General features: G+C 36.3%; 19 protein-coding genes, 3 tRNA genes, 1 pseudogene and 1 other annotated feature. Of the genes and pseudogenes, 8 read left to right on the forward strand and 15 right to left on the reverse strand.

The genetic code is table 11. The annotated features are described in order from the left end of the window. Positions 1 to 24: 24 nt before the first annotated feature. From E3C75_RS01815 to yfmF, 9 genes are all read right to left on the reverse strand, one after another. A complete protein-coding gene (locus E3C75_RS01815; protein ID WP_084829939.1) occupies positions 25 to 654 on the reverse strand; it encodes a lysozyme family protein in 630 nt (209 codons plus the stop codon). Positions 655 to 893: 239 nt separating this feature from the next. Further along, a complete protein-coding gene (gene apf, locus E3C75_RS01820; RefSeq protein ID WP_100262447.1) occupies positions 894 to 1,448 on the reverse strand; it encodes an aggregation-promoting factor in 555 nt (184 codons plus the stop codon). Positions 1,449 to 1,751: 303 nt separating this feature from the next. Next, positions 1,752 to 2,546, reverse strand: coding sequence for an energy-coupling factor transporter transmembrane component T family protein (locus E3C75_RS01825; protein ID WP_111679759.1), 795 nt, complete (start codon positions 2,544 to 2,546; stop codon positions 1,752 to 1,754). Further along, positions 2,539 to 3,381, reverse strand: a complete 843-nt coding sequence (locus E3C75_RS01830; protein ID WP_162173395.1) for an energy-coupling factor transporter ATPase — start codon at positions 3,379 to 3,381, stop codon at positions 2,539 to 2,541. Before E3C75_RS01830 ends, E3C75_RS01825 begins: the two co-directional genes overlap by 8 nt. Continuing rightward, a complete protein-coding gene (locus E3C75_RS01835) occupies positions 3,357 to 4,187 on the reverse strand; it encodes an energy-coupling factor ABC transporter ATP-binding protein (protein ID WP_084829186.1) in 831 nt (276 codons plus the stop codon). The genes E3C75_RS01830 and E3C75_RS01835 overlap by 25 nt, the downstream gene beginning before the upstream one ends. A 12-nt stretch (positions 4,188 to 4,199) precedes the next feature. Then, the gene (gene pgsA / locus E3C75_RS01840; RefSeq protein ID WP_084826205.1) at positions 4,200 to 4,742 is read right to left on the reverse strand and encodes a CDP-diacylglycerol--glycerol-3-phosphate 3-phosphatidyltransferase; all 543 of its coding nucleotides are present in this window, start codon (positions 4,740 to 4,742) and stop codon (positions 4,200 to 4,202) included. Positions 4,743 to 4,754: 12 nt separating this feature from the next. Continuing rightward, on the reverse strand, positions 4,755 to 5,612 hold the full coding sequence (locus E3C75_RS01845; protein ID WP_084829187.1) for a helix-turn-helix domain-containing protein: 858 nt from the start codon (positions 5,610 to 5,612) through the stop codon (positions 4,755 to 4,757). Between the two features lie 58 nt (positions 5,613 to 5,670). Further along, on the reverse strand, positions 5,671 to 6,951 hold the full coding sequence (gene yfmH, locus E3C75_RS01850) for an EF-P 5-aminopentanol modification-associated protein YfmH (RefSeq protein WP_133264060.1): 1,281 nt from the start codon (positions 6,949 to 6,951) through the stop codon (positions 5,671 to 5,673). 1 nt (position 6,952) lies between these two features. Further along, entirely contained in the window at positions 6,953 to 8,203 is a 1,251-nt protein-coding gene (gene yfmF / locus E3C75_RS01855) for an EF-P 5-aminopentanol modification-associated protein YfmF (protein WP_111679761.1), read from the reverse strand. Positions 8,204 to 8,280: 77 nt separating this feature from the next. Here yfmF and yaaA point away from each other — a divergent pair, with 77 nt between their 5' ends. After that, positions 8,281 to 8,658 carry a S4 domain-containing protein YaaA gene (yaaA, locus tag E3C75_RS01860; RefSeq protein ID WP_084829189.1) on the forward strand — a complete coding sequence of 126 codons (378 nt, stop codon included), beginning with the start codon at positions 8,281 to 8,283 and terminating at the stop codon, positions 8,656 to 8,658. A 2-nt stretch (positions 8,659 to 8,660) separates the two neighbouring features. Continuing rightward, entirely contained in the window at positions 8,661 to 9,761 is a 1,101-nt protein-coding gene (gene recF, locus E3C75_RS01865) for a DNA replication/repair protein RecF (RefSeq protein ID WP_111679762.1), read from the forward strand. Between the two features lie 168 nt (positions 9,762 to 9,929). Here the strand turns inward: recF and guaB are convergent, their stop codons facing one another. Next, positions 9,930 to 11,411 (reverse strand): IMP dehydrogenase, encoded by a 1,482-nt coding sequence (gene guaB, locus E3C75_RS01870; protein ID WP_111679763.1) that lies wholly within the window; start codon positions 11,409 to 11,411, stop codon positions 9,930 to 9,932. A 176-nt stretch (positions 11,412 to 11,587) separates the two neighbouring features. Continuing rightward, positions 11,588 to 12,610 (reverse strand): tryptophan--tRNA ligase, encoded by a 1,023-nt coding sequence (gene trpS, locus E3C75_RS01875; protein WP_002952292.1) that lies wholly within the window; start codon positions 12,608 to 12,610, stop codon positions 11,588 to 11,590. Between the two features lie 42 nt (positions 12,611 to 12,652). After that, positions 12,653 to 12,894 (reverse strand) — a binding site (T-box leader). A 143-nt stretch (positions 12,895 to 13,037) separates the two neighbouring features. On the opposite strand from trpS, the pseudogene E3C75_RS01880 reads away from it, so the two are divergent. The 3 genes and pseudogenes from E3C75_RS01880 (at position 13,038) to E3C75_RS01890 (ending at position 18,255) form a co-directional block, all read left to right on the forward strand. Beyond that, positions 13,038 to 13,910 (forward strand): annotated as a pseudogene (locus tag E3C75_RS01880) (YitT family protein). Between the two features lie 66 nt (positions 13,911 to 13,976). After that, positions 13,977 to 15,599 carry an ABC-F family ATP-binding cassette domain-containing protein gene (locus tag E3C75_RS01885; protein ID WP_011226709.1) on the forward strand — a complete coding sequence of 541 codons (1,623 nt, stop codon included), beginning with the start codon at positions 13,977 to 13,979 and terminating at the stop codon, positions 15,597 to 15,599. Between the two features lie 49 nt (positions 15,600 to 15,648). Beyond that, on the forward strand, positions 15,649 to 18,255 hold the full coding sequence (locus tag E3C75_RS01890) for a YfhO family protein (RefSeq protein WP_111679764.1): 2,607 nt from the start codon (positions 15,649 to 15,651) through the stop codon (positions 18,253 to 18,255). Between the two features lie 89 nt (positions 18,256 to 18,344). Here E3C75_RS01890 and E3C75_RS01895 read toward each other — a convergent pair. After that, positions 18,345 to 18,418: transfer RNA gene (locus E3C75_RS01895), tRNA-Asn, on the reverse strand. 22 nt (positions 18,419 to 18,440) lie between these two features. Next, positions 18,441 to 18,512 (reverse strand) — tRNA-Glu (locus E3C75_RS01900). Between the two features lie 188 nt (positions 18,513 to 18,700). Between E3C75_RS01900 and E3C75_RS01905 the strand changes: the two genes are divergently transcribed. After that, a tRNA-Arg gene (locus tag E3C75_RS01905) sits at positions 18,701 to 18,774 on the forward strand. 25 nt (positions 18,775 to 18,799) lie between these two features. Here the strand turns inward: E3C75_RS01905 and E3C75_RS01910 are convergent. Together E3C75_RS01910 and rlmH are read right to left on the reverse strand one after the other, a co-directional pair. Continuing rightward, a complete protein-coding gene (locus E3C75_RS01910) occupies positions 18,800 to 19,483 on the reverse strand; it encodes a YoaK family protein (RefSeq protein WP_111679765.1) in 684 nt (227 codons plus the stop codon). Between the two features lie 15 nt (positions 19,484 to 19,498). Then, positions 19,499 to 19,978 (reverse strand): 23S rRNA (pseudouridine(1915)-N(3))-methyltransferase RlmH, encoded by a 480-nt coding sequence (gene rlmH, locus E3C75_RS01915; protein WP_084829195.1) that lies wholly within the window; start codon positions 19,976 to 19,978, stop codon positions 19,499 to 19,501. A 204-nt stretch (positions 19,979 to 20,182) separates the two neighbouring features. On the opposite strand from rlmH, the gene E3C75_RS01920 reads away from it, so the two are divergent. Together E3C75_RS01920 and E3C75_RS01925 are read left to right on the forward strand one after the other, a co-directional pair. Beyond that, the gene (locus E3C75_RS01920; RefSeq protein ID WP_111679766.1) at positions 20,183 to 21,418 is read left to right on the forward strand and encodes a S1C family serine protease; all 1,236 of its coding nucleotides are present in this window, start codon (positions 20,183 to 20,185) and stop codon (positions 21,416 to 21,418) included. 65 nt (positions 21,419 to 21,483) lie between these two features. Next, positions 21,484 to 22,251 (forward strand): ParB/RepB/Spo0J family partition protein, encoded by a 768-nt coding sequence (locus E3C75_RS01925; protein WP_133264061.1) that lies wholly within the window; start codon positions 21,484 to 21,486, stop codon positions 22,249 to 22,251. Positions 22,252 to 22,294: the final 43 nt, after the last annotated feature.

Raw genomic sequence — 22,294 nt, forward strand, 5'->3', positions numbered from 1 at the left:
GATCCCTCCCAACTTCTATAAATCTTAGTAATTCCAAGCTGACAATCCTTGTGCGTTATAGGCATTCAAGGCTGATTGAATTTGATCTTCAACTGTTGCAGTTGAACCCCATCCTGGCATTGTTTGGAAGAGACCTGATGCCCCTGAACTGCTTGCTACAGTATAATCACCATTTGATTCACGCGCAATAATCGACTCCCAGGTTGACTGTGGGACTCCAGTTACTGCTGCCATCTGTACTGCTGCATAAGAACCGATTTCTCCTGCAGTGTTGCCATTTGAGATAATAACTAAACCATTTCCAGTAGTCGAAGCAGCAACCGAAGAAGCTGCTCCATTATTTTGAGTAAACGTAGCGTCAATGCTTGCTGTTGTAGCAGACTCTGATTGAGGTTTTTCTGATGCTCCTACTGTTTCGGTCGTTGTCTCTGATTGAGCTTTACTTTCTTCAACCTTTTCTTTATTCTCTTTGCTTGAGCTAACCTCTGTTGATTTCACCAAATCTGCTGTTGATTCTGACGTTGTTGATGTTGTTGAAGGAGTTGGTATAACTGAATCCGAGAATGCGTTAACCAATCCTTTATTAACTAAAGGAGAGAGTGAAACTGCCAAAATGACACTAAAACTCGTTACAATTGCTACTGGTACCGCCAATGATTTTTTTACTGTTAATTTGATACGACGTCCCTTATAACTTTTTTTTAAACATTAATCTCTCCTAGTTTCTTCTAGTTATATTTATCATAACCTAGTAATATTACTGCCGATTATTCATATTATGCCTAATGTTACAATGATTTATCATTTCAATAAAAAAACACCAAAAATCTGGCATTTTTTCTCTTATTTGTATGAGTTTCTACTTTATTTTCTCACAATTCAATGACAAAATTTTAGTACCAGCCATTGGCGTTCCAGAAAGCAAGAGCTGCTGTCCATGAACCATAACGACTTGCTACATAATTATCTGCTACTTTTTCTTGGTTCGCAGGAGAAAAATCACCATTCAAATATGATGAAGATAATTGATAACGTCCATAATATTGTCCGTTTTGGGCTGTGTAGCTACCACTTGACTCACGTTGAGCGATTTCTTCCTTAGCAGCTGCCTCTGAAGAAGAAAGATTTGTGTCGGTCGTTTGGTTACTTTCACTTTGGGTAGAATCTGTTGATGTTTCTACTAAAGCAGGTGTCTCTGCTGGCTCCTCAGTAGTTTCATTAATCGTTAATTTTTGACCAATATAAATCTTATTAGCATCTTGGATGCCATTTTTTGAGACGATTTCGTCCACTGTCGTACCATTCTTCTTAGCAATAGCTGAAAGGGTATCTCCTTTTTGAACTGTGTAAGTTTCTGCATTAGCTAAAGCTGTTGCTCCAAGTGTTGCCACTGTAACAAGTCCAAAAAGACCTAGTTTTTTAGTGTTAAATGTATTCTTTGTTTGCATGACAATGCTCCTTTATCTATTTATAGTCCAATCCATATTAGTAAAAGTTATTAAATTATTTTATTTATGACCAATAGGTTAATAGTTAATCAACTGGCTTATTCACTATAGGGATTCTTTAATCCAGATTAAGCTGAAGAACTATAACCATGTATCTATAATACCGTGCAAATATAACATCTTCTTGTTAGTGATATTAAAAATATTACAGGTAGATTGAGATTAGACGAAAAAGAACGCCTACGTAGACGTTCTTCAAATACTTCTAGGTCTTAAGACCTAGTTTTTATTCATTTTTACGAATTAACTCTTAAGATAAAAAAGTATTAACCCTAAAGCTAAAATAGCAATAATTGACAAGGTATCTCGACAGTTCCATAAAAGTCGACGATATTTTGTTCGCCTTTCACCACCCTGATAACCTCTGGCTTCCATAGCTATAGCCAGAGCATCTGCTCGTTTAAAGCTAGATGCAAACAAAGGAATTAAGATTGGTATAATTGACCGAACCTTTTGAATAATATTTCCTTCACCAAAATCAACACCACGCGCCTTCTGAGCATTCATAATACGCGTTGTATCGTCCATCAAGGTTGGTACAAAACGTAAACTCAAAGATAACATTAGACCAATTTCATGTGCCGGTACTTTAAAAATAGTCAGCGGTTTTAAAAGTGACTCTACTGCATCAGATAAACTTAACGGCGTAGTTGTTAAAGTAAGTAAGGTGGAAAAACTAATAATGAGTATAAACCTGAGAAATATCATCCAACCTTGATTTAAACCAACTTCCGTAATCTTAAAAAATCCGATGGACCAAAGCACATTCCCTCTTGTATTGAAGAAAACTTGAAACAGGGTAGAGAATAACATAATCCAAATCATTGGTTTAATACCACCCAAAAAGAAACCAAGCTTGATTTTAGACAAGAAAACCAAGAAAAGTGTAAATAGAGTTATCACAGCATAAGTTACAGGATTATTAGCCCAAAAAATGACGATAATATAAATCAGCATTGCTAATAATTTACTTCTAGGATCTAATCGGTGTATAAAAGAATCACCAACAATATAACGCCCAATAATTAACTTATCCATGAACCAACACCTCTACGAATTCCTCTATTGTAATAGGAAGACTTTCAAAGCTATAACCTTTTTCTTGCAGTTGTAGCGCAAACTCTGTGATTTTAGGAACACCTAACTGCTTTTCTTTGAGAAAAGCGACTTTTTGGAAAACATCTTTAGGAGTTCCTGACAATACTAGGCGCCCTTTTTCCATAACATTTACAGCTGTTGCATAATCTGCAACGTCATCCATCAAATGTGTAACCAAGACAATCGTTATTCCAGAAAGGTGTAACTGCTTAAAGAGTGACATTAACTCCTTTCGTCCTTGAGGATCTAGACCAGCAGTCGGTTCATCCAACACTAAAATATCTGGTTGCATAGCTAGAATACCTGCAATAGTAACACGTCGCATCTGCCCTCCCGATAAATCAAAAGGATTCTGATCACGTAACTCATCTGAGAGACCAACTAATCTTAGACTTTCCAGAGCACGCTGTTCGGCCTCCTCCTTAGAAACTCCGAAATTTTGAGGTCCAAAAGCAATATCTTCTAAAACAGTTTCTGCAAATAACTGACTCTCCGGAAATTGAAAAACTAAACCGACCTTTTTACGGATTGGCTTTATTTCCTTATTCTTGGATTGACTATTTATAATAGTGTCATCAACTTTAACCTGACCACTAGTTGGTAAATAAAGTCCATTCAGCAACTGCATAATCGTTGATTTACCACTCCCTGTATGTCCAATAAAGGCTGTATACGAACCATCTTTTATCGTAACTGTCATATCAAAAAGGGCACGCCTCTCAAAAGGAGTACCCGATTGATAGGTATAACTTACATTTTCGAGATATATTCCCATAATTGTTCTACCAATTCCTTTTCTGTCAGATAGCCTTCACAATCTATCAAACCTTGATTTTTAAGTTTCTGAGTTAGTAACGCACTAAAAGGGATATCAAGACCTAAGTCAACCAACTCTGAGCCTCTGCTAAAAAGTTCACGAGGGCTTGAGATGGACTCCACTTTACCTTGTTTTAAAACTAAAACACGGTTGCTCATCGCAACCTCATCGAGATCATGAGTAATTGATAAAACAGTCATTCCATATTGCTGACGAATATCCTCAATAGATTGAATTAATTCCTGGCGACCTTCTGGATCAAGCATACTTGTTGCTTCATCCAAAATCAAAATAGATGGTCTCATGGCAATAATTCCAGCAATAGCCACACGTTGTTTTTGACCTCCAGATAGTCTGGCTGGTTCTCTATCCTTAAAATCCATCATGCCTACAAAAGACAATGCCTCTTGAACTCTAGAAACCATCTCTTTATAGGGAAGTCCCTTATTTTCAAGACCGAAAGCAACATCATCTTCAACAGTAGCTCCAACAAATTGATTATCTGGATTTTGAAAAACCATACCAATTTTATCACGAATATCCCAGACAGTCTCTTCTGTTAATTCCTGACCATCAACAATGATCTGCCCAGAATCTGCCACTAAAAGTCCGCCAATTAGACGTGCTGTCGTGGATTTTCCAGATCCGTTATGGCCTACAATGGATAACCATTCCCCACGTTTCACGTGAAACGATACATTATTCAGGGTATAGGAGGTTTGATCTTGATTATATTTAAATTTTAAATTTTTTATTTCAATCATTGGTTTATCGTACTACTTAAAGGTGTCCTTAAACAAGAAACCTGCACCCTTGAAATAATCATAGCCTGAGTAAATCGTAAAGAATAAAGCTACATACAGCATGATTGTCCCTACAAAATGCACATGACACAATAACAAAATAATAGATAACATCTGAGTCACTGTTTTAATCTTACCAGGCATAGCTGCAGCGAGAACTGTGCCACCGTTTTCGACTAACAAAAGACGAAGTCCTGTAACTGCCAACTCCCGACAGATGATAACTGAAACAACCCAAGCAGGTGCTTGATTAATACCTACTAACATAATAAAAGCTGACATTACCAACATTTTATCCGCTAAAGGATCTGCAAATTTCCCAAAATTAGTAACAACATGCCATTTTCGTGCCAAATAGCCATCTAAATAATCTGTAATGCTAGCAATGGCAAAAACAACTGCTGCCGCAATATGCATCACATTGCTCGACGCAAGTGATGTCATCAATAAAAAGATGGGAATTAAGATAATTCTAGCAAGTGTCAATAAGTTAGGTAAATTTTCTTTTTTAAACATTTCTTCTCGATTCTATTGGATTCTTAATGTTAGGTAGCTAGGTGTATTTTGATCTAGTTGAGATAAATCAAGTGACTCTCCATTTACCTTGAGAGTAACTTTTGAAGGTTGAGCGATAATAATTTGAGTTGTTTTGATTTTATCAGAAAGATCCAAAGAGTATTTTGATTTATTAGTTTTTGAAAGATAATAACTCTCTGAAGTATCTGAGTTATCTACAGAAAACCATGTATCGTTACTATTTTCTGATAACTCCACTTCTAAAACTACTGAAGATTTTACATTGGAGAAATCAACCATTAATTGATTTCCTTGAGTTGTTGTTGTAAAATTGGCCCCCGATACTGTAACCTCAGAAATGCTTCGAGACGACTTAGCTCCACTTGCAATTGATAAGTGATTAGCTGTAGAGATAGTATTGGGCTTAATCACCTGAGGTTGGTTAGAAAGGTGTCTAATAATAATATATCCAACTGAACAGATGATAAGTAATGAAACCGCACTCAGAATTAGTAAAGGGATATAGTTAGACTTTCTTTTTTCTTCACGTTTAAGTTTTGAAAAACGTGACATGGGGACTTTAGTATCTAAAATATCTTCCTTACGTTCAACTTGTTTCTTTTCTTCTTTAACTTTTCGCTCATTCTTTTTCTGCTCTTCGTACAGATGTTTTCCATCTAAATCAACCGAAGTAGCGTACTTTTCAAGTGCTTCTTGCTGAATGTCCTTGGGTAAAGCTTTAAGTTGATCCATTTCCATAGCTAGAAGATACTGCGCTTCAACCCCTGAAACTTTTTCTGCATCATATAAACTTAATTCTTTTTTTATTCGTGCTGCACGTAATTGCTCACCAAGAGAGTATCGCTTCATTTTTCCCCTTTCTAATATTCTTCTTTGTTTTAGTGTTTATATTATAGCAAATATTTACTTATTTAGGGAAGACAACAAAATCGGTAATCACCATATTTGAGAGATAGTGATTAAAAAAATTCTTCAAATCCTTAGAAGTAATACTCATCAATTCCTGACCAAAATCAAAGTAAGTTTTGCCATCATCTGAGTAAGCTAAATACTGGCTACCTAAATTCTGAATATTGTCTAAACTACGTAAAAATTCACCATACAAAGCTTTCTTTTGTAGATCCAATGCTTCTTCTGTCAACAATCTTTGTTTATCTGCCGATGTCATCACTTGACGAATTAAACTTGACATACGGATGGGTTCTGCAGTGTCCATAGTCATAATAACAAATGAATATCTACTAGATACCTCATATTCAATTGACATAGACTCATCTATTTTTCCTTCAGCATACCAATTTTTATAATAAGGCGATGTCCATCCAAACAATAAATTAAATAACAATTGTACCAATATGCTCTCTCTCATATAATTATCGGAAAAATGGACGTTCTTAAAACCAATGGCTAGTTTTGAAATCGAGATGTCCATTTGAAGACTATCTAACTTTTGGATATTCTCCTCAATGGGTTGCTTTTCTTTTTCAACTGTTTTATGAGGTATTGTAAATTCACTTCGCGTTTCGTTTACAAATCTGTAAATTTGTTCAATGTCAAAATTGCCTATTAAGACAAGATGACAGTTCTCCGGTCTATAAAAATAATCAAAATTATTTTTTAAATCCTTTGCAGTAATTTTTTTAATGCTATCAATACTTCCAGCAATATCTTGACCTAATATAGTATTGGGATACAAGCTTTGTAAACACCCTAAATAAACTCTATAATCAGGATCATCCTGATACATGTTTATTTCTTGTTCAATAATTCTTTTTTCATGGTTGACAGTATCTTCGGAACTTGTAAACTCACTTGTAAACTTCAGCAAAAGCTCCAGTGACTCCTCAAAGTGATCAATTGTTGAAAAATAGTATGTTGTCCTATCCAAGGTGGTAAAAGCATTGACATCAGCTCCTAGCTTTACAAAGTCCAATGTAACATCCCTTCCCTGATCATCCTCAAATAACTTGTGTTCAAGAAAATGAGCAATACCAGCAGGGTATGTCTGCAACTTACCATCAATATAAAAGTGATTATCTAGTGCCCCAAAATTTGTAGACAGAAAGGCAGCTTTTTCAAAGAATCCTTTTTTCTTGATAATAGATAACGACATACCATTATCTAAAGTTGCTAAATAAACTTCTTCAGCAATCTTTGGATAATAACGTTTTTTCAAAGCAGCAGCCATTCTAAGACACTCCTTCTAAAAAGAACAAACTTTGTAGCTTGACTTGACGTGCTATACGGCAAACATCTTTTTTAGTAACCTTCTCGATTTTATCTAACCAATCCTCTAATGAGATATTTTTATCGCCAAAAATAACCTTATTAAAATGTTGTTCTACTAGTGTTAATGCATGATCCTCAGAGAGAAGGGCATTCATCCGTATAATTTTTTTGGTTTGATTAAAAAGGGAACTTGAAAAACGTCCTAATTTAATGTGATTCAACTCTCTGATAATCCCTCGCATAGCTTGATTTCTATTAGATTTTTCAATTCCAGCGTAAATTTCTAGTAAACCTGTAAAGGCATCAAATTGACTACCAATTGAATAAGCTAATCCTTCTTTTTCTCGAATCTTTGTAAATAAAGCTGAGTGAGCAAATTCACCCAACATGCCATTAAATACAATTAAAGCAAAATAATCTTTATCTCCATAATGACAAGGAAATTGATAACCTAACTGTAAAATAGATTGACTAGTCTGTCTAGTCTCTATCTTTTCTTTCACAACTTTAGAATAAGGTTGATTATAACTAAACTGTAAATCAACTTGGCGTCCCTCTAAAGGAAATCTGTGTAAACCTCGGAGTACTTGATAGTCATCAAATTCCCCAACCATAAAGATATCAATTCGATCTTTAGTTAACATGCTTTGAAATTCTTGATAAGTTGTAAACGATGTCTCGGCTTCAACAAGCTCTACTCGCCCATACTTGGGAACTTTCAAAGCCTCGTTTACAAAGTAAAGCTCTCGTCCCTGAACTTCACTATAGTAGTAATTATTCTCTGTATCAACATCCAGGTAGGTCATTAAATTTTGTTTTTCTATGTCAAATACTTTGTTTTGGTATTGCGCTACTATTGACAATGGATTGTAAAGACAATCCATCAAAAAACCTAAGACTTCCCAAAATAAACTTTTATTCATTGGAATAAAGAAGTCTTTCAGGTATGTCAACTCTATGTCAACACTATGTGTCAACCCTTTTGTTGACACTTTAGTTGATAACTGTGTCCCATAAAGTGAAGCTAATCTCTCTTTGAAAGACTGTACTGTTGGATATGTCTGATTAGCTGTAGCTAACATTTGTGAAACTAGAGCCCGTTTAGCAATTGTTTGTTTATTCAAAGAACCTGTCATTCGAAAAACAATACGGTTAGTTTTATATTTTTGTGTTGGAATGAAGTGTACATATACACCATCAGCAATTTTCATTGATAACCTCTAGAAAGTTTATGCTTTCAATTATACCATTTTTATGCTATCTTATCTCAAGAGAAAGTTGAGGTTCTATGGAATATAAATTATTTGATGAATACATAACACTACAGGCACTTTTAAAAGAATTAAGCATCATTCACAGTGGTGGAGCTATTAAGGGCTTTTTAGCTAACAATGTTGTTTTATTCAACGGTGAGGAGGAAAAACGGCGTGGAAAAAAACTTCGTTATGGAGATGTTATTACCATACCGTCTGAAGAGCTTGAAATTACTATCGTAGTTCCTACACAAAGTGAAATTGAAAAACATAAAAAAGAAGTCGCTGAGAGAGCACGTTTTTATGCTATTGTAAAAAAAATGAATAAAGATAACAAAAAGAAACAAAAAAAACACCAAACAAAAGAAAGTAATAAAACAAAAAGGAAACCTGTCCGTTTCCCAGGAATCTAACCATGTGGCTTGAAAAAATTGATATTCAACACTTTAGAAATTATTCTGAAGCCTCTGTGAGCTTTTCACCACATCTCAATATTTTTCTTGGACGAAATGCCCAAGGAAAAACAAATATTCTTGAAGCTATCTATTTTCTAGCCTTAACACGTAGTCATCGGACCCATTTAGACAAGGAACTAATTCAGTTCCAGCAAAATAGTCTTAAACTAAACGGCATCGTGCGTCGTCATAGTGGAAATCTACCTCTGGAAATCAACTTATCTAATAAGGGACGAGTTACAAAGGTTAACTACCTCAAGCAGGCAAAATTATCTGATTATATAGGTCACATGACGGTGGTACTCTTTGCTCCTGAGGATTTACAGCTTGTAAAAGGATCTCCAAGTCTAAGACGTAAATTTATAGATATTGATTTAGGACAGATTAAGCCTGTTTACCTCTCAGACCTATCAAATTACAATCATGTTCTTAAGCAGCGTAATGCCTATCTCAAATCTACTGACAAGGTAGACATTAATTTCCTCTCAGTTTTAGATGAACAGCTTGCCGATTTTGGAGCACGAGTTATTAAACATAGACTAGAATTTATCAAGCAATTAGAAGAGGAAGCTGATGGACATCATAGTATTCTCTCAAATCAGATTGAGCGTCTTAAAATTTCCTATGAATCTAACATCCCAATACAAAATAGCAAAGATATTCGAGAAGCATTTTTAACTACATTAAACCAGAATCACAAAAGAGATATCTTCAAAAAGAATACCGGTGTTGGTCCACATAGGGATGATTTAAGATTTTACATTAATGACATGAACGCATCTTTCGGTAGTCAAGGGCAGCAACGTAGCCTTATTCTTTCATTAAAAATGGCTGAGATTGCTCTGGTTAAAAAAGTGACAGAGGAATTTCCTATTCTTCTCCTTGACGATGTCATGAGTGAACTTGACAATCACCGTCAACTTAAATTGCTAGAAAGTATTGATGAAGAGGTCCAAACTTTCATGACGACAACCTCACTCGATCATCTTAGCAACCTACCACCCAATTTAAAGACCTTCTTAGTTAAGAATGGTACTATTTATGAAAAGCAAGTCGATTAATGAACTGCTTTTTTTGTTGACAACTGTGACAATAAATATTGGATATCTTGTAAACAACTTTCTTCTAAATCCTATATTAACAACTCTATTGTCGTGAATGTATTGTAAACTTAATGTAAATATTGATGCACAAAAGTACTTGCCTCTTGGCAAGTACTTTTGTGTCTTTTAATGAGCTGAATAGTTAGGCGCCTCGTTTGTAATTTGAACATCATGAGGGTGACTTTCTATAAGCCCTGCACCTGACATTTCAACAAACTGAGCTTTGTCATGTAAAGCTTGGATATCTTCTGCTCCTGTATAACCCATACCTGCGCGGATGCCTCCAATCAATTGGAATACGATATCAGCAGCAGAACCTTTATAAGCTACACGGCCTTCAATTCCTTCTGGAACTAGTTTATTAGCTTCGTTCACAGCGCCTTGGAAGTAACGATCACTTGATCCTTTCTTCATAGCTGCAATTGATCCCATACCACGGTAAGACTTGTATTTACGACCTTGGAAAATCTCAGTTTCACCTGGTGCTTCATCAGTACCGGCAAACATAGAACCAAGCATTACAGCGTTACCACCTGCTGCAAGTGCTTTTACAATATCACCTGAGTATTTGATACCACCATCAGCAATGATTGTTTTTCCGTATTCACGCGCAACACTAGCAGCATCGTAAATAGCAGTCACTTGAGGTACCCCCACACCCGCAATCACACGTGTTGTACAAATAGAACCTGGTCCGATACCTACTTTAACGACATCAACACCTGCTTCATAAAGCGAACGCGCACCTTCAGCCGTTGCAATATTTCCTGCAATCAAAGTACGGTCTGGGAAGTGAGCACGAATTTCAGAAATTTTGCGAAGAACACCTGCTGAGTGACCGTGTGCTGTATCAATAACAATAGCGTCTGCACCTGCCTCAAAGAGAGCTTCTGCACGTTCAAAAGTATCAGAGGTAACCCCAACAGCACCTGCTACCAATAGACGACCAAATTCATCCTTAGCTGCATTAGGAAACTCAATAACTTTTTCGATATCCTTAATAGTAATGAGTCCTGACAAACGACCTTCTTCATCAACTAAAGGCAACTTTTCAATGCGGTGCTCATGAAGAATGCTTTCAGCAGTTTCAAGATCTGTTCCAACTGGAGCAGTGACCAATTGCTCAGAAGTCATATGTTCTGAAATTGGTGTCTCGTAATTAGAGATAAAGCGCATATCGCGGTTTGTGATAATACCAACCAATTTACGATTTTCAAGTGTCTCAACGATTGGAACACCTGAGATACGATAGCGTTCCATCAATTCTTCAGCTTCAGAAACTTTATGTTCTGGTGTTAAGAAGAATGGATCAATGATTACACCATTTTCAGAGCGTTTTACTTTGCGAACTTCTTCAGCTTGTTCCGCAATAGACATGTTTTTGTGAATAACACCCAAGCCACCTGCACGAGCAATTGAGATAGCCATCTTACTATCTGTTACTGTATCCATAGCTGCAGTGATGATTGGAATATTTAATGTCAAATTTTTAGCCAATTTCGTCTTCAAGTTGACGTTGTTTGGTAGAACATGACTTTCCGCAGGAATAAGCAGTACGTCATCAAAAGTGTAACCTTTTTTCAAGAATTTAGTGTCCCAATTTGACATTATAATCGTCCTCTTTTCTCAAAGTTTTGAGGTACAAAAACCCCTGTCTATTTTTTAATTGATAATATCATATCATGCTAAATAGATTTGTCAACAGGTTTCGCATAGGATTATAAGAAAAACTTTTTCCAAACAAAAATAGGGGTCCAGATTATCTGGACCCCTATTTTTATTTCTTAGAAATATTTAATTCCCATCGCTTCTTTTACTTCTACTAATGTTTGTCCAGCAACCTCGCGCGCAGCTTGACTACCATTTTCAAGCATACGGAACACTTCTCCCATATCCTTGGCATACTCTAAACGACGTTCACGAATTGGAGTCAACTCACGTTCTAAAATTTCTAGAAGATAACGTTTTGTTTTCACATCTCCCAAACCACCGCGCTGATAATGTTCCTTCATTTCAGCAATTGTAACAGCATCTTCTTCGCGACCAAAGATATCAAGATAATGGAAAACCATATTACCTTCGATTTGGCCTGGATCTTCCACACGAATATGATTTGGATCAGTATACATGCTCATAACTTTTTTACGAACAGTATCCTCATCATCAGAAAGGAAGATTCCATTACCCAAGGATTTAGACATCTTAGCATTACCATCTAGACCTGGGAGGCGTCCTGCAGCCTCATTTTCAGGGTAGATTCCCTCTGGTTCAACCAAAATATCGCAGTTGTAAGTATGATTAAAACTACGTACAATTTCACGTGTCTGCTCAATCATTGGCTTTTGGTCATTCCCCACAGGAACATAATTAGCTTTAAATGCCGTGATATCAGCTGCCTGAGAAATTGGATAAACTAGAAATCCTGTTGGAATAGATTCTCCGAAGCCTTTTTGAGCAATTTCCGTCTTAACTGTTGGATTACGCTCTAAACGAGCCAATGAAACTAGGTTCAGGTAATACATAGTCAACTCAGCTAACTCAGGAATCTGACTTTGAATAAAAATAGTCGACTTCGCTGGATCCAAACCTACAGAAAGATAATCTAAAGCAACATTCCCAATCGATTCTTTTATAATTTCTGATTCTTTAGCGTGATCAGTAAGGGCTTGCTGGTCAGCTAAAAATACAAACATCTTGTATTTATCTTCGTTTTGTAACAGTACACGATTCTTTAGACTACCTACATAGTGTCCAAGATGTAGTTTTCCTGTTGGACGGTCTCCCGTCAAAATAATAGGTTTCGCCATATAATTACCTCTCTAATATAAAAATCCCCACGCAAAAATATGCGTGAGGGCGTTAATCACTTTTGATACGCGGTACCACCTCAGTTGATAACTCTTTGTAAAGCTATCATCTCAAAACTTCTCAACAAAGAAGTTGCACGGTAAGGGGTGCCAAACCTAACGTTTATGTGTTCACGTTACTCGTCAATTTTCCTCAGCCCATTCATTCCACCTTCATTCTGGTTTACACCTACCACCAGCTCTCTAAAAAAGAAAGGAAGAATTACTCTTCTGATGACTATTATTCTACATTGTTTTATCCATTTTTGTCAAGGTTATATTTCTAGTTTCACGTGAAACATAACCTTCTAAACAATCAAAATAGTCATTACTTGACGGATACTAAAAAAGACTTGATAATAGGAATATCATATTTAGGAGATAATATATGAAACGTCGAATAATAGACATACTTTTAGTTACAATCGGTTCTTTTATATCTGCAGTTGGTTATAACTCACTTTTAGTTAAAAATAATATTGCTTCAGGTGGTGTCGGAGGGCTAGCCATTAGTTTAAATGCTCTTTTCGGTTGGAATAATGCTAACTTTGTCTTAGCGACAACTATCCCTTTGTTAATTTTATGTTGGTGCTTCCTTGGCCGCGAAGTTCTCCTAAAAACTTTATATGGATCTCTAGTTTTCCCGACTTTTATTAAATTAACCGAAGGTTTACCTACGCTTACCAAACAACCTTTGTTAGCATCAATTTTTGGTGGAATTATACTAGGATTAGGTCTAGGAATAGTCTTTTATGGGAATTCCTCAACTGGGGGAACAGGGATTATCACACAAATTCTTAATAAATACACACCTCTACCTCTAGGAGTGGTCCTACTCATAGTTGATGGAATCATTGTCGCCATTAGTGCCATAGCCTTTTCTCCTGATACTGTTATGTACTCCATTTTATCTCTTTATGTCGTATCCCTTACAATTGACAAAATGTTGGTAGGACTCAATTCATCACGGAATCTCCTAATCATTTCACAAAAGAGTGATCAAATCCTAAACTACATCACTAATGGTGCTGATCGCGGTGCAACAAAAATTCCAGTTCTTGGTGGACATACTGGACATTCTCAAAATATGATTATGACCACCTTGTCAACTCATTAGGTCCCAAAAGTCCAAGAAGAAATCCAAAAAATAGACGAAACTGCCTTCATTGTCATTATCCCTGCTTCTACAGTTATGGGACGTGGATTTAGCCTTCAAAAAGATTACAAGAGTATTCCAAATGACTTTATTAATCCCTTATAAAATCAATTGAAATAAAGTCTAATTTCTCGTAAAATAGTATTTAAGAATAAAAATAAAGGATATTATATGCTTACTGTATCAGATGTATCGCTTCGTTTTAGCGATCGTAAACTTTTTGATGATGTTAACATTGCCTTCAAACCTGGTAATACTTATGGGCTTATCGGTGCTAATGGTGCTGGTAAATCTACTTTTTTGAAAATTTTAGCAGGTGATATTGAACCCACAACAGGACATATCTCACTTGGTCCTGATGAGCGTCTTTCTGTTCTTCGTCAGAACCACTTTGACTATGAAGATGAACGCGTCATTGATGTGGTTATCATGGGAAATGAACGTCTCTACGATATTATGAAAGAAAAAGACGCCATCTACATGAAGGAAGATTTTTCAGATGAGGATGGTGTTCGTGCTGCTGAATTAGAAGGTCTGTTTGCTGAATTAGGTGGTTGGGAAGCTGAAAGCGAGGCCTCACAATTACTCCAGAATCTAAATATTTCAGAAGACCTTCACTATCAAAATATGAGCGAATTAGCTAATGGTGATAAGGTGAAAGTCCTTCTTGCAAAAGCGCTCTTTGGTAAACCTGATGTGCTTCTTCTTGACGAACCTACCAACGGTCTTGATATCCAGTCAATCTCTTGGCTTGAAGATTTCTTGATTGATTTTGAAAATACTGTAATTGTCGTATCCCATGACCGTCACTTCTTGAACAAGGTTTGTACGCATATGGCCGACCTTGACTTTGGTAAAATCAAACTCTATGTTGGTAACTACGACTTTTGGAAACAATCTTCAGAATTGGCTGCACGCTTGCAGGCCGACCGTAATGCCAAAGCAGAAGAAAAAATTAAAGAACTTCAAGAGTTCGTTGCACGTTTCTCTGCCAACGCTTCAAAATCTAAACAAGCGACTTCTCGTAAGAAAATGCTTGATAAAATTGAGCTAGAGGAAATCGTTCCATCAAGCCGTAAATATCCGTTTATCAAATTCAAAGCAGAACGTGAAATCGGTAACGATCTTCTAACAGTTGAAAATCTCACTGTTAAGATGGATGGTGAAACCATTCTTGATAACATTAGTTTCATCCTACGTCCAGGAGATAAGACAGCTATTATCGGTCAAAACGATATTCAAACCACTGCTTTAATTCGTGCCCTAGCTGATGATATCGACTATGAAGGTACAATCAAATGGGGGGTTACAACTAGCCGTTCTTACCTCCCAAAAGACAATTCTAAAGACTTTGCATCTGGTGAATCAATCCTTGAATGGCTTCGTCAGTTCGCTGAAAAAGGGGAAGACGATGATACCTTCTTGCGTGGATTCCTTGGTCGTATGCTCTTCTCAGGAGATGAAGTCAATAAGTCTGTTAGTGTCCTCTCAGGGGGAGAAAAAGTCCGTGTCATGCTTTCTAAACTCATGCTTCTGAAATCTAACGTTCTCCTTCTAGATGATCCAACTAATCACTTGGATTTGGAGTCAATCTCAAGTCTGAATGATGGCATCCGTGACTTCAAAGAGTCTGTTATCTTTGCCAGCCATGACCACGAATTTATCCAAACGATAGCGAACCACATCGTAGTTATTTCTAAAAATGGTGTTATTGACCGTATCGATGAAACTTATGATGAATTCCTTGAAAATGAAGAAGTTCAAGCTAAAGTCAAAGCACTGTGGGCTGATTAAACTATAAAAAGATGCAGGTTGGGATATCCCAACCTGTCTTATTATCATTATGACAAATAAAAAATACTATACGACCTTATTATTCTATCTGGCTGCTTTTTTCTTGCCAGTACTAATCATGATAGGTGTATTATACAGCCAAAAAATCTATCCTGGTAGTGAGAGAACTATTTTAACAAGTGATGGTTTTCATCAGTATGTGATATTTGCAACCGAACTGAGAAATATACTTCATGGAGATGGGAGCCTCTTTTACACCTTTACAAGTGGATTGGGGCTTAATTTCTATGCCCTAACAAGTTATTACTTAGGTTCCTTCTTGTCTCCACTCTACTATTTCTTTACCGTCAGCCAAATGGCCGATGCTTTTTATTACATAACACTGCTTAAGTTCGGACTTACTGGTCTGTCAGGAGCCTTCAGTTTTAAGCATCTCTTTACCAAAGTCTCAAGAAGTTTCATCTTATGTCTTTCTACAGGATTTTCTTTGATGAGCTTTGCTACCAGTCAGTTAGAAATTAATACTTGGCTAGATGTCTTTATTTTAGCACCTTTAATCATATTAGGGTTACACCTTTTACTAAGATTCAATAAACGCGGGCTATATTTTTTGAGTCTGACCTGTCTTTTTATCCAAAACTACTATTTTGGATATATGATGTCTATCTTTTTAACCCTTTACACTATTATACAACTAATAACTATCACGGGATGGAAGAGTAAAATCCTTCATTTTATAGACTTTGGAATCGTCTCTATACTAGCTGGTCTAAGCAGCACTATCATGCTACTCCCAACATTACTTGATTTAACTACACATGGTGAGAAGTTTACAGCTCCATCAAGTTTGTTGACAGAATCCACATACTATTTTGATTTCTTTGCCAAAAATCTGGTCGGAGTTTACGATACTACTAAATTTGGATCAATCCCTATGATTTATGTGGGACTCTTGCCTTTGATTCTTTTTCTACTTTTCTTCATTAGTAAGGAAATCAAGCTATCACTACGTTTAGGCTACTTCTTGTTATTAGCTTTCTTTATTGCTAGTTTCAACTTACAACCTCTTGATTTGTTTTGGCAAGGTATGCATGCACCTAACATGTTTCTCCATCGCTATTCTTGGCTTCTTTCTCTCTTAATTGTTCTTTTGGCAGGAGAAACTCTCAACCGAATTGAAAAGTTTTCTCTACAAAGGCTGCTCCTACCTTTCGTAGGATTGAGTGTCGCTTACTTACTAACTTGGATTTTTCAGTCTCACTATAGTTTCATTGAACCAGTTTCCTGGCTATTAAGCCTAGCATTTCTATTAGCCTATGCCATTCTATTTATTAGCTATTTTAGACAGCAGATTCCTAGGAGTGTTTTTCGCTGTTTCACCTTCTTATTCTGCATTTTTGAGCTTGGACTAAATACTTACTATGTTGTTGGAGCTCTTGGAAATGAGTGGATTTTTCCAACTCGTGAAGGATACCTACGGAATATGTCGGCAATTTCAAAATTGGTTTCAGATACGAAGCAGACTAATAAGAATTTTTACCGTACGGAGAGGCTTGAGGCTCAAACTGGTAACGACAGTATGAAATTCAATTATAATGGTATTTCTCAATTTTCATCCATTCGAAATACTGCTTCAAGCTCAACACTAGACAGGTTGGGGTTCAAATCTGAAGGGACTAATTTAAACCTACGTTACCAAAATAATACACTTATTGCTGATAGTCTCTTCGGAATAAAATATAATTTATCGAACTTTGACCTGAATAAGTATGGTTTTAATTACATAGCTTCTGAAAAGACAGTAAGACTTTATCAAAATGATTATGCTAGCCAGCTCGCTATCTTAACTAATGGGATTTACACTAATGTTGACTTTACTGTCAATACACTTGACAATCAAACTAGCTTAATAAATGCTCTAGCTGGACTTAACTTAACATACTTTAGAAGAGTTCCATCCCAACTTTCTGATAATGATGCTAAATCTTTGAATCAGCGCGTGGCTAAAAATGTTAGCAACTCGAATAACGATTTTGCTACTATCACTTATCAAGTCATTGCTCCGCCACATAGTCAACTCTACGTTAGTATTCCTAACATTTCTTGGTCCGATGACAATAATCACTCTTTGTCAATTACTGTAAATGGGGTGACAAGGAATCAAGTTACTGACAATACTTTTGATTTCTTCGATCTTGGCTACTTTGAAACAGAAGAAGCAATTACCATCAATCTTAATTTTCCCGGAAATAAAGCAATATCCTTTGATAATCCTAGTTTTTATGCCCTTGATACTCAAAACTACAAGATTGCTATGAATACTATTAATGAACGTGATACCAAGGTTACTACATCAAAAAATAAAGTATTTACTGATTATAGTAGCCACACAAATGCTTCATTATTTTTCACCATTCCATACGACAAGGGGTGGACAGCAACAGTAAATAATAGAAAAGTTAAAATTCATCGAGCTCAAAAGGGGTTCATGAAGGTTGATGTCCCTAGTGGTAAAGGAAAAGTTGTGCTTACCTTTATTCCCTATGGCCTTAAGATTGGCTTGATTATTAGTTGCTTGGCATTTGGAATATTTTGTTGCTATGCTTACTTCATCGGTAAAATAAAAATTACTCAAAAAGCTACTCGCCCTAAATAAAAACCTAAAAGGTCTAGAACGAATGTTCTAGACCTTTTAGGTTTAGGGTACAAAAAAACTCAAGCTATACAACTTGAGGTGTCTTATCACTCCGCCAGTAGGACTCGAACCTACGACATCATGATTAACAGTCATGCGCTACTACCAACTGAGCTATGGCGGATAAAACTGCTAAGTAGCAAAAATAGTCCGTACGGGATTCGAACCCGTGTTACCGCCGTGAAAAGGCGGTGTCTTAACCCCTTGACCAACGGACCAAGTTTTGAGATTTTTATCTCGCTAATACTCTTATTATTATATCAGAATATTCGATTTTGTCTATACTTTTTTCAAAAAAATAAAATTAAATTTTGCTGAATTTGTTCGAATTTTACGTTAGTTTTTATCTAGCTTTTTACAAAGTATTGACATGTTGCTATATATTTTGTAAACTAATAGAGTTATTGGTCCCATAGCTCAGCTGGATAGAGCATTCGCCTTCTAAGCGAACGGTCGCAGGTTCGAATCCTGCTGGGATCAGATGAAAAAACGCAATCTAGAATCTCTAGTTGCGTTTTTCTTTTGCTTCGATAAATAGAAAATAATTTAAAATAAACAAAGGGAGCAAAGTTGTGTATAGACTGTACTCATGTAAATATTGGGCAAACCAAGTTGATGCTGCGACTCCCACCATAAAGGTAAAGATGATAATAATAGTGTAAGAAGCTTGTTTTAGTACTTTAGGATCACTCTCATCAATAGCTCTTGCAACTGTTAGGGAAGTATTAGTGATATTACCAGTCATCATGAAGGAGGCATAATTTACTCCTCTGACCCGCTTAAAAATACCTACTTGGAGAGAGGCAAAGAATGCCAAGCCTGCAATAGTAATAATGGAATCAACATAAGGTGTGACAGTTGCAAGAATAGTCATCAATAGTAAGGCAAGCCTAATTGCTTGTAAATGCCATCTCCATTTATGGTTGATAAGCCACTTCTTAACAAAAAAAACAAAAAACTGACCTAAAATAAAGAAAAAAATAGGTATTGCATAGCTAAAAGCTCTTGCAATATTCCCTTCAACAAGGTGAATGACTAAATAGAGAAGATTCCCTGTCTGAATACTTGCGAATCGTTCGTCTTGAGTATTGTAAGTATAGGCATCAATAAATCCCCCTATATAACTAACTAAAGTTGCTACTCGTAAACCTTCAAAAACACGATAGGAGCGTTTTTTCATTTTGAACATGTCGATTTCCTTTTTCTACTTATGATATGGACTTCCTTGCTGAATCATGAATGCACGATAAATTTGTTCCACTAATACAAGGCGCATAAGCTGATGAGGAAAAGTCAAAAGACCAAAACTCATCAATTGATTAGCCCTCTTTTTCACTTTAGGGGATAGCCCCAAACTCCCCCCTATAATAAAAGTAATATCTGAATAGCCTCTAAGGGTCGCTTGCTCTAACTCTTTGGCAAACTGTTCTGAGGGAAATTGCTTTCCCTCAATTGCTAAGGCAATGACGTAATCACGGTCACCAACCTTAGCCAAAATACGCTGTCCTTCTTTGTCTAGGGTAGCTTTATTTTCAGCTTCGCTTGCATTATCAGGCGTCTTCTCATCCGTCAACTCTATAGACTCAAATTTTGTGAAGCGTCCTAGTCGTTTGATATACTCTGCAATGCCATCTTTCAAATATTTTTCTTTCAATTTTCCAACAGTAATCAATTTAACTTTCATAGGTTCATTATAGCACATATCCACAATCTTTTAACACCTTATCCACAGCTTTTCATATTTATTAACCCCTATTTATTCCATCTATAATAGCCTATCATCTACAATTTTTTTACTTATCCACAGACTGTTGATAACTGTTTTTTAAATCACTTTATGATATAATTAAGCTTACCTTGATATGTTTATCAAGAAGGAGGACTAAACATGAAAAAATTTAACTGGAAAAAAATAGTCGCGCCAATTGCAATGCTAGTTATTGGCTTACTAGGGGGTTTACTTGGTGCCTTTATCCTACTAACAGCAGCCGGGGTATCTTTTACCAATACAACAGATACTGGAGTAAAAACGGCTAAGACCGTCTACACCAATATAACAGATACAACTAAGGCTGTTAAGAAAGCACAAAATGCCGTTGTTTCTGTCATCAATTATCAAGAAGGTTCATCTTCAGATTCTCTAAATGACCTTTATGGCCGTATCTTTGGCGGAGGGGACAGTTCTGATTCTAGCCAAGAAAATTCAAAAGATTCAGATGGTCTGCAGGTCGCTGGTGAAGGTTCTGGAGTCATCTATAAAAAAGATGGCAAAGAAGCCTACATCGTAACCAATAACCACGTTGTCGATGGGGCTAAAAAACTTGAAATCATGCTTTCGGATGGTTCGAAAATTACTGGTGAACTTGTTGGTAAAGACACTTACTCTGACCTAGCAGTTGTCAAAGTATCTTCAGATAAAATAACAACTGTTGCAGAATTTGCAGACTCAAACTCCCTTACTGTTGGTGAAAAAGCAATTGCTATCGGTAGCCCACTTGGTACCGAATACGCCAACTCAGTAACAGAAGGAATCGTTTCTAGTCTTAGCCGTACTATAACGATGCAAAACGATAATGGTGAAACTGTATCAACAAACGCTATCCAAACAGATGCAGCCATTAACCCTGGTAACTCTGGTGGTGCCCTAGTCAATATTGAAGGACAAGTTATCGGTATTAACTCAAGTAAAATTTCATCAACGTCTGCAGTCGCTGGTAGTGCTGTTGAAGGTATGGGGTTTGCCATTCCATCAAACGATGTTGTTGAAATCATCAATCAATTAGAAAAAGATGGTAAAGTTACACGACCAGCACTAGGGATCTCAATAGCAGATCTTAATAGCCTTTCTAGCAGCGCAACTTCTAAATTAGATTTACCAGATGAGGTCAAATCCGGTGTTGTTGTCGGTAGTGTTCAGAAAGGTATGCCAGCTGACGGTAAACTTCAAGAATATGATGTTATCACTGAGATTGATGGTAAGAAGATTAGCTCAAAAACTGATATTCAAACCAATCTTTACAGCCATAGTATCGGAGATACTATCAAGGTAACCTTCTATCGTGGTAAAGATAAGAAAACTGTAGATCTTAAATTAACAAAATCTACAGAAGACATATCTGATTAATTATTGACAAATCTGTCAAAAGACCTTTACAATAATGTAAAGGTCTTTTTTGGGAAAGGAATACCATGTCAGAACAACTCAAAACTTTATCTATTAGTGAAATTTACCCCAATCCTTTTCAACCTCGTCTAAAATTCTCCGATGAAGAGTTAGTAGAACTAAGTCAATCAATATCAGAAAATGGTTTAATACAGCCAATTATTGTACGAAAATCTGACATTATTGGTTATGAACTAATTGCTGGAGAAAGACGTTTACGAGCCTGTAAACGTTTAGGGATGACAGAAATCCCTGCAGTTGTAAAGGAAGTTACAGATCAAGAGAGTCGTAAACAAGCTATTATTGAAAATCTACAACGATCAAATCTCAATCCTATTGAAGAAGCAAAGGCCTATCGTAATTTAATTGATGAGTTAACTTATAGTCACGAGGAGCTCGCTAAAGCTATGGGAAAATCTAGACCATATATTAGTAACGTTCTTAGACTACTACAACTTCCGCGAGAGATACAAACGAGTATTGAAAACGGAAGTCTGAGTCAGGGACATGCTAGAGCACTCTTAGCTATTGAGGATTCTCGAAAGCAGTTAACCATCTTTCAGCAGGTTGTGGCTGAAAGATGGTCTGTTCGTACTCTAGAAAAAAAACTTCAGGAACTTCCTAGAAAACAAAAATCTAAAAAAGATACCCATGTAAAAGATAAAGAAAAAGAACTTGAAAGATCACTAGGTCTCCCTATAACTCTACGTTATCACAAAAATCACTCAGGAACGATTCAAATACACTTTTCGATAGAAGAAGATTTTAACAGAATTATCAACAAGCTTATCTAAGCTGTTAATTGTAGAAAAAGGAAAATCAGACTTATCCACATCG

It is taken from the genome of Streptococcus thermophilus (genome assembly GCF_010120595.1).
GTDB classification, from domain to species: Bacteria; Bacillota; Bacilli; order Lactobacillales; family Streptococcaceae; genus Streptococcus; species Streptococcus thermophilus.

Excerpts from the sequence above, each read along its gene's own strand:
- apf (WP_100262447.1), bottom strand. The coding sequence starts at position 1,448 with ATGCAAACAAAGAATACATTTAACACTAAAAAACTAGGTCTTTTTGGA.
- E3C75_RS01825 (WP_111679759.1), bottom strand. The coding sequence starts at position 2,546 with ATGGATAAGTTAATTATTGGGCGTTATATTGTTGGTGATTCTTTTATA.
- E3C75_RS01830 (WP_162173395.1), bottom strand. The coding sequence starts at position 3,381 with ATGGGAATATATCTCGAAAATGTAAGTTATACCTATCAATCGGGTACT.
- E3C75_RS01835 (WP_084829186.1), bottom strand. The coding sequence starts at position 4,187 with ATGATTGAAATAAAAAATTTAAAATTTAAATATAATCAAGATCAAACC.
- pgsA (WP_084826205.1), bottom strand. The coding sequence starts at position 4,742 with ATGTTTAAAAAAGAAAATTTACCTAACTTATTGACACTTGCTAGAATT.
- E3C75_RS01845 (WP_084829187.1), bottom strand. The coding sequence starts at position 5,612 with ATGAAGCGATACTCTCTTGGTGAGCAATTACGTGCAGCACGAATAAAA.
- yfmH (WP_133264060.1), bottom strand. The coding sequence starts at position 6,951 with ATGGCTGCTGCTTTGAAAAAACGTTATTATCCAAAGATTGCTGAAGAA.
- yfmF (WP_111679761.1), bottom strand. The coding sequence starts at position 8,203 with ATGAAAATTGCTGATGGTGTATATGTACACTTCATTCCAACACAAAAA.
- yaaA (WP_084829189.1), top strand. The coding sequence starts at position 8,281 with ATGGAATATAAATTATTTGATGAATACATAACACTACAGGCACTTTTA.
- recF (WP_111679762.1), top strand. The coding sequence starts at position 8,661 with ATGTGGCTTGAAAAAATTGATATTCAACACTTTAGAAATTATTCTGAA.
- guaB (WP_111679763.1), bottom strand. The coding sequence starts at position 11,411 with ATGTCAAATTGGGACACTAAATTCTTGAAAAAAGGTTACACTTTTGAT.
- trpS (WP_002952292.1), bottom strand. The coding sequence starts at position 12,610 with ATGGCGAAACCTATTATTTTGACGGGAGACCGTCCAACAGGAAAACTA.
- E3C75_RS01885 (WP_011226709.1), top strand. The coding sequence starts at position 13,977 with ATGCTTACTGTATCAGATGTATCGCTTCGTTTTAGCGATCGTAAACTT.
- E3C75_RS01890 (WP_111679764.1), top strand. The coding sequence starts at position 15,649 with ATGACAAATAAAAAATACTATACGACCTTATTATTCTATCTGGCTGCT.
- E3C75_RS01910 (WP_111679765.1), bottom strand. The coding sequence starts at position 19,483 with ATGTTCAAAATGAAAAAACGCTCCTATCGTGTTTTTGAAGGTTTACGA.
- rlmH (WP_084829195.1), bottom strand. The coding sequence starts at position 19,978 with ATGAAAGTTAAATTGATTACTGTTGGAAAATTGAAAGAAAAATATTTG.
- E3C75_RS01920 (WP_111679766.1), top strand. The coding sequence starts at position 20,183 with ATGAAAAAATTTAACTGGAAAAAAATAGTCGCGCCAATTGCAATGCTA.
- E3C75_RS01925 (WP_133264061.1), top strand. The coding sequence starts at position 21,484 with ATGTCAGAACAACTCAAAACTTTATCTATTAGTGAAATTTACCCCAAT.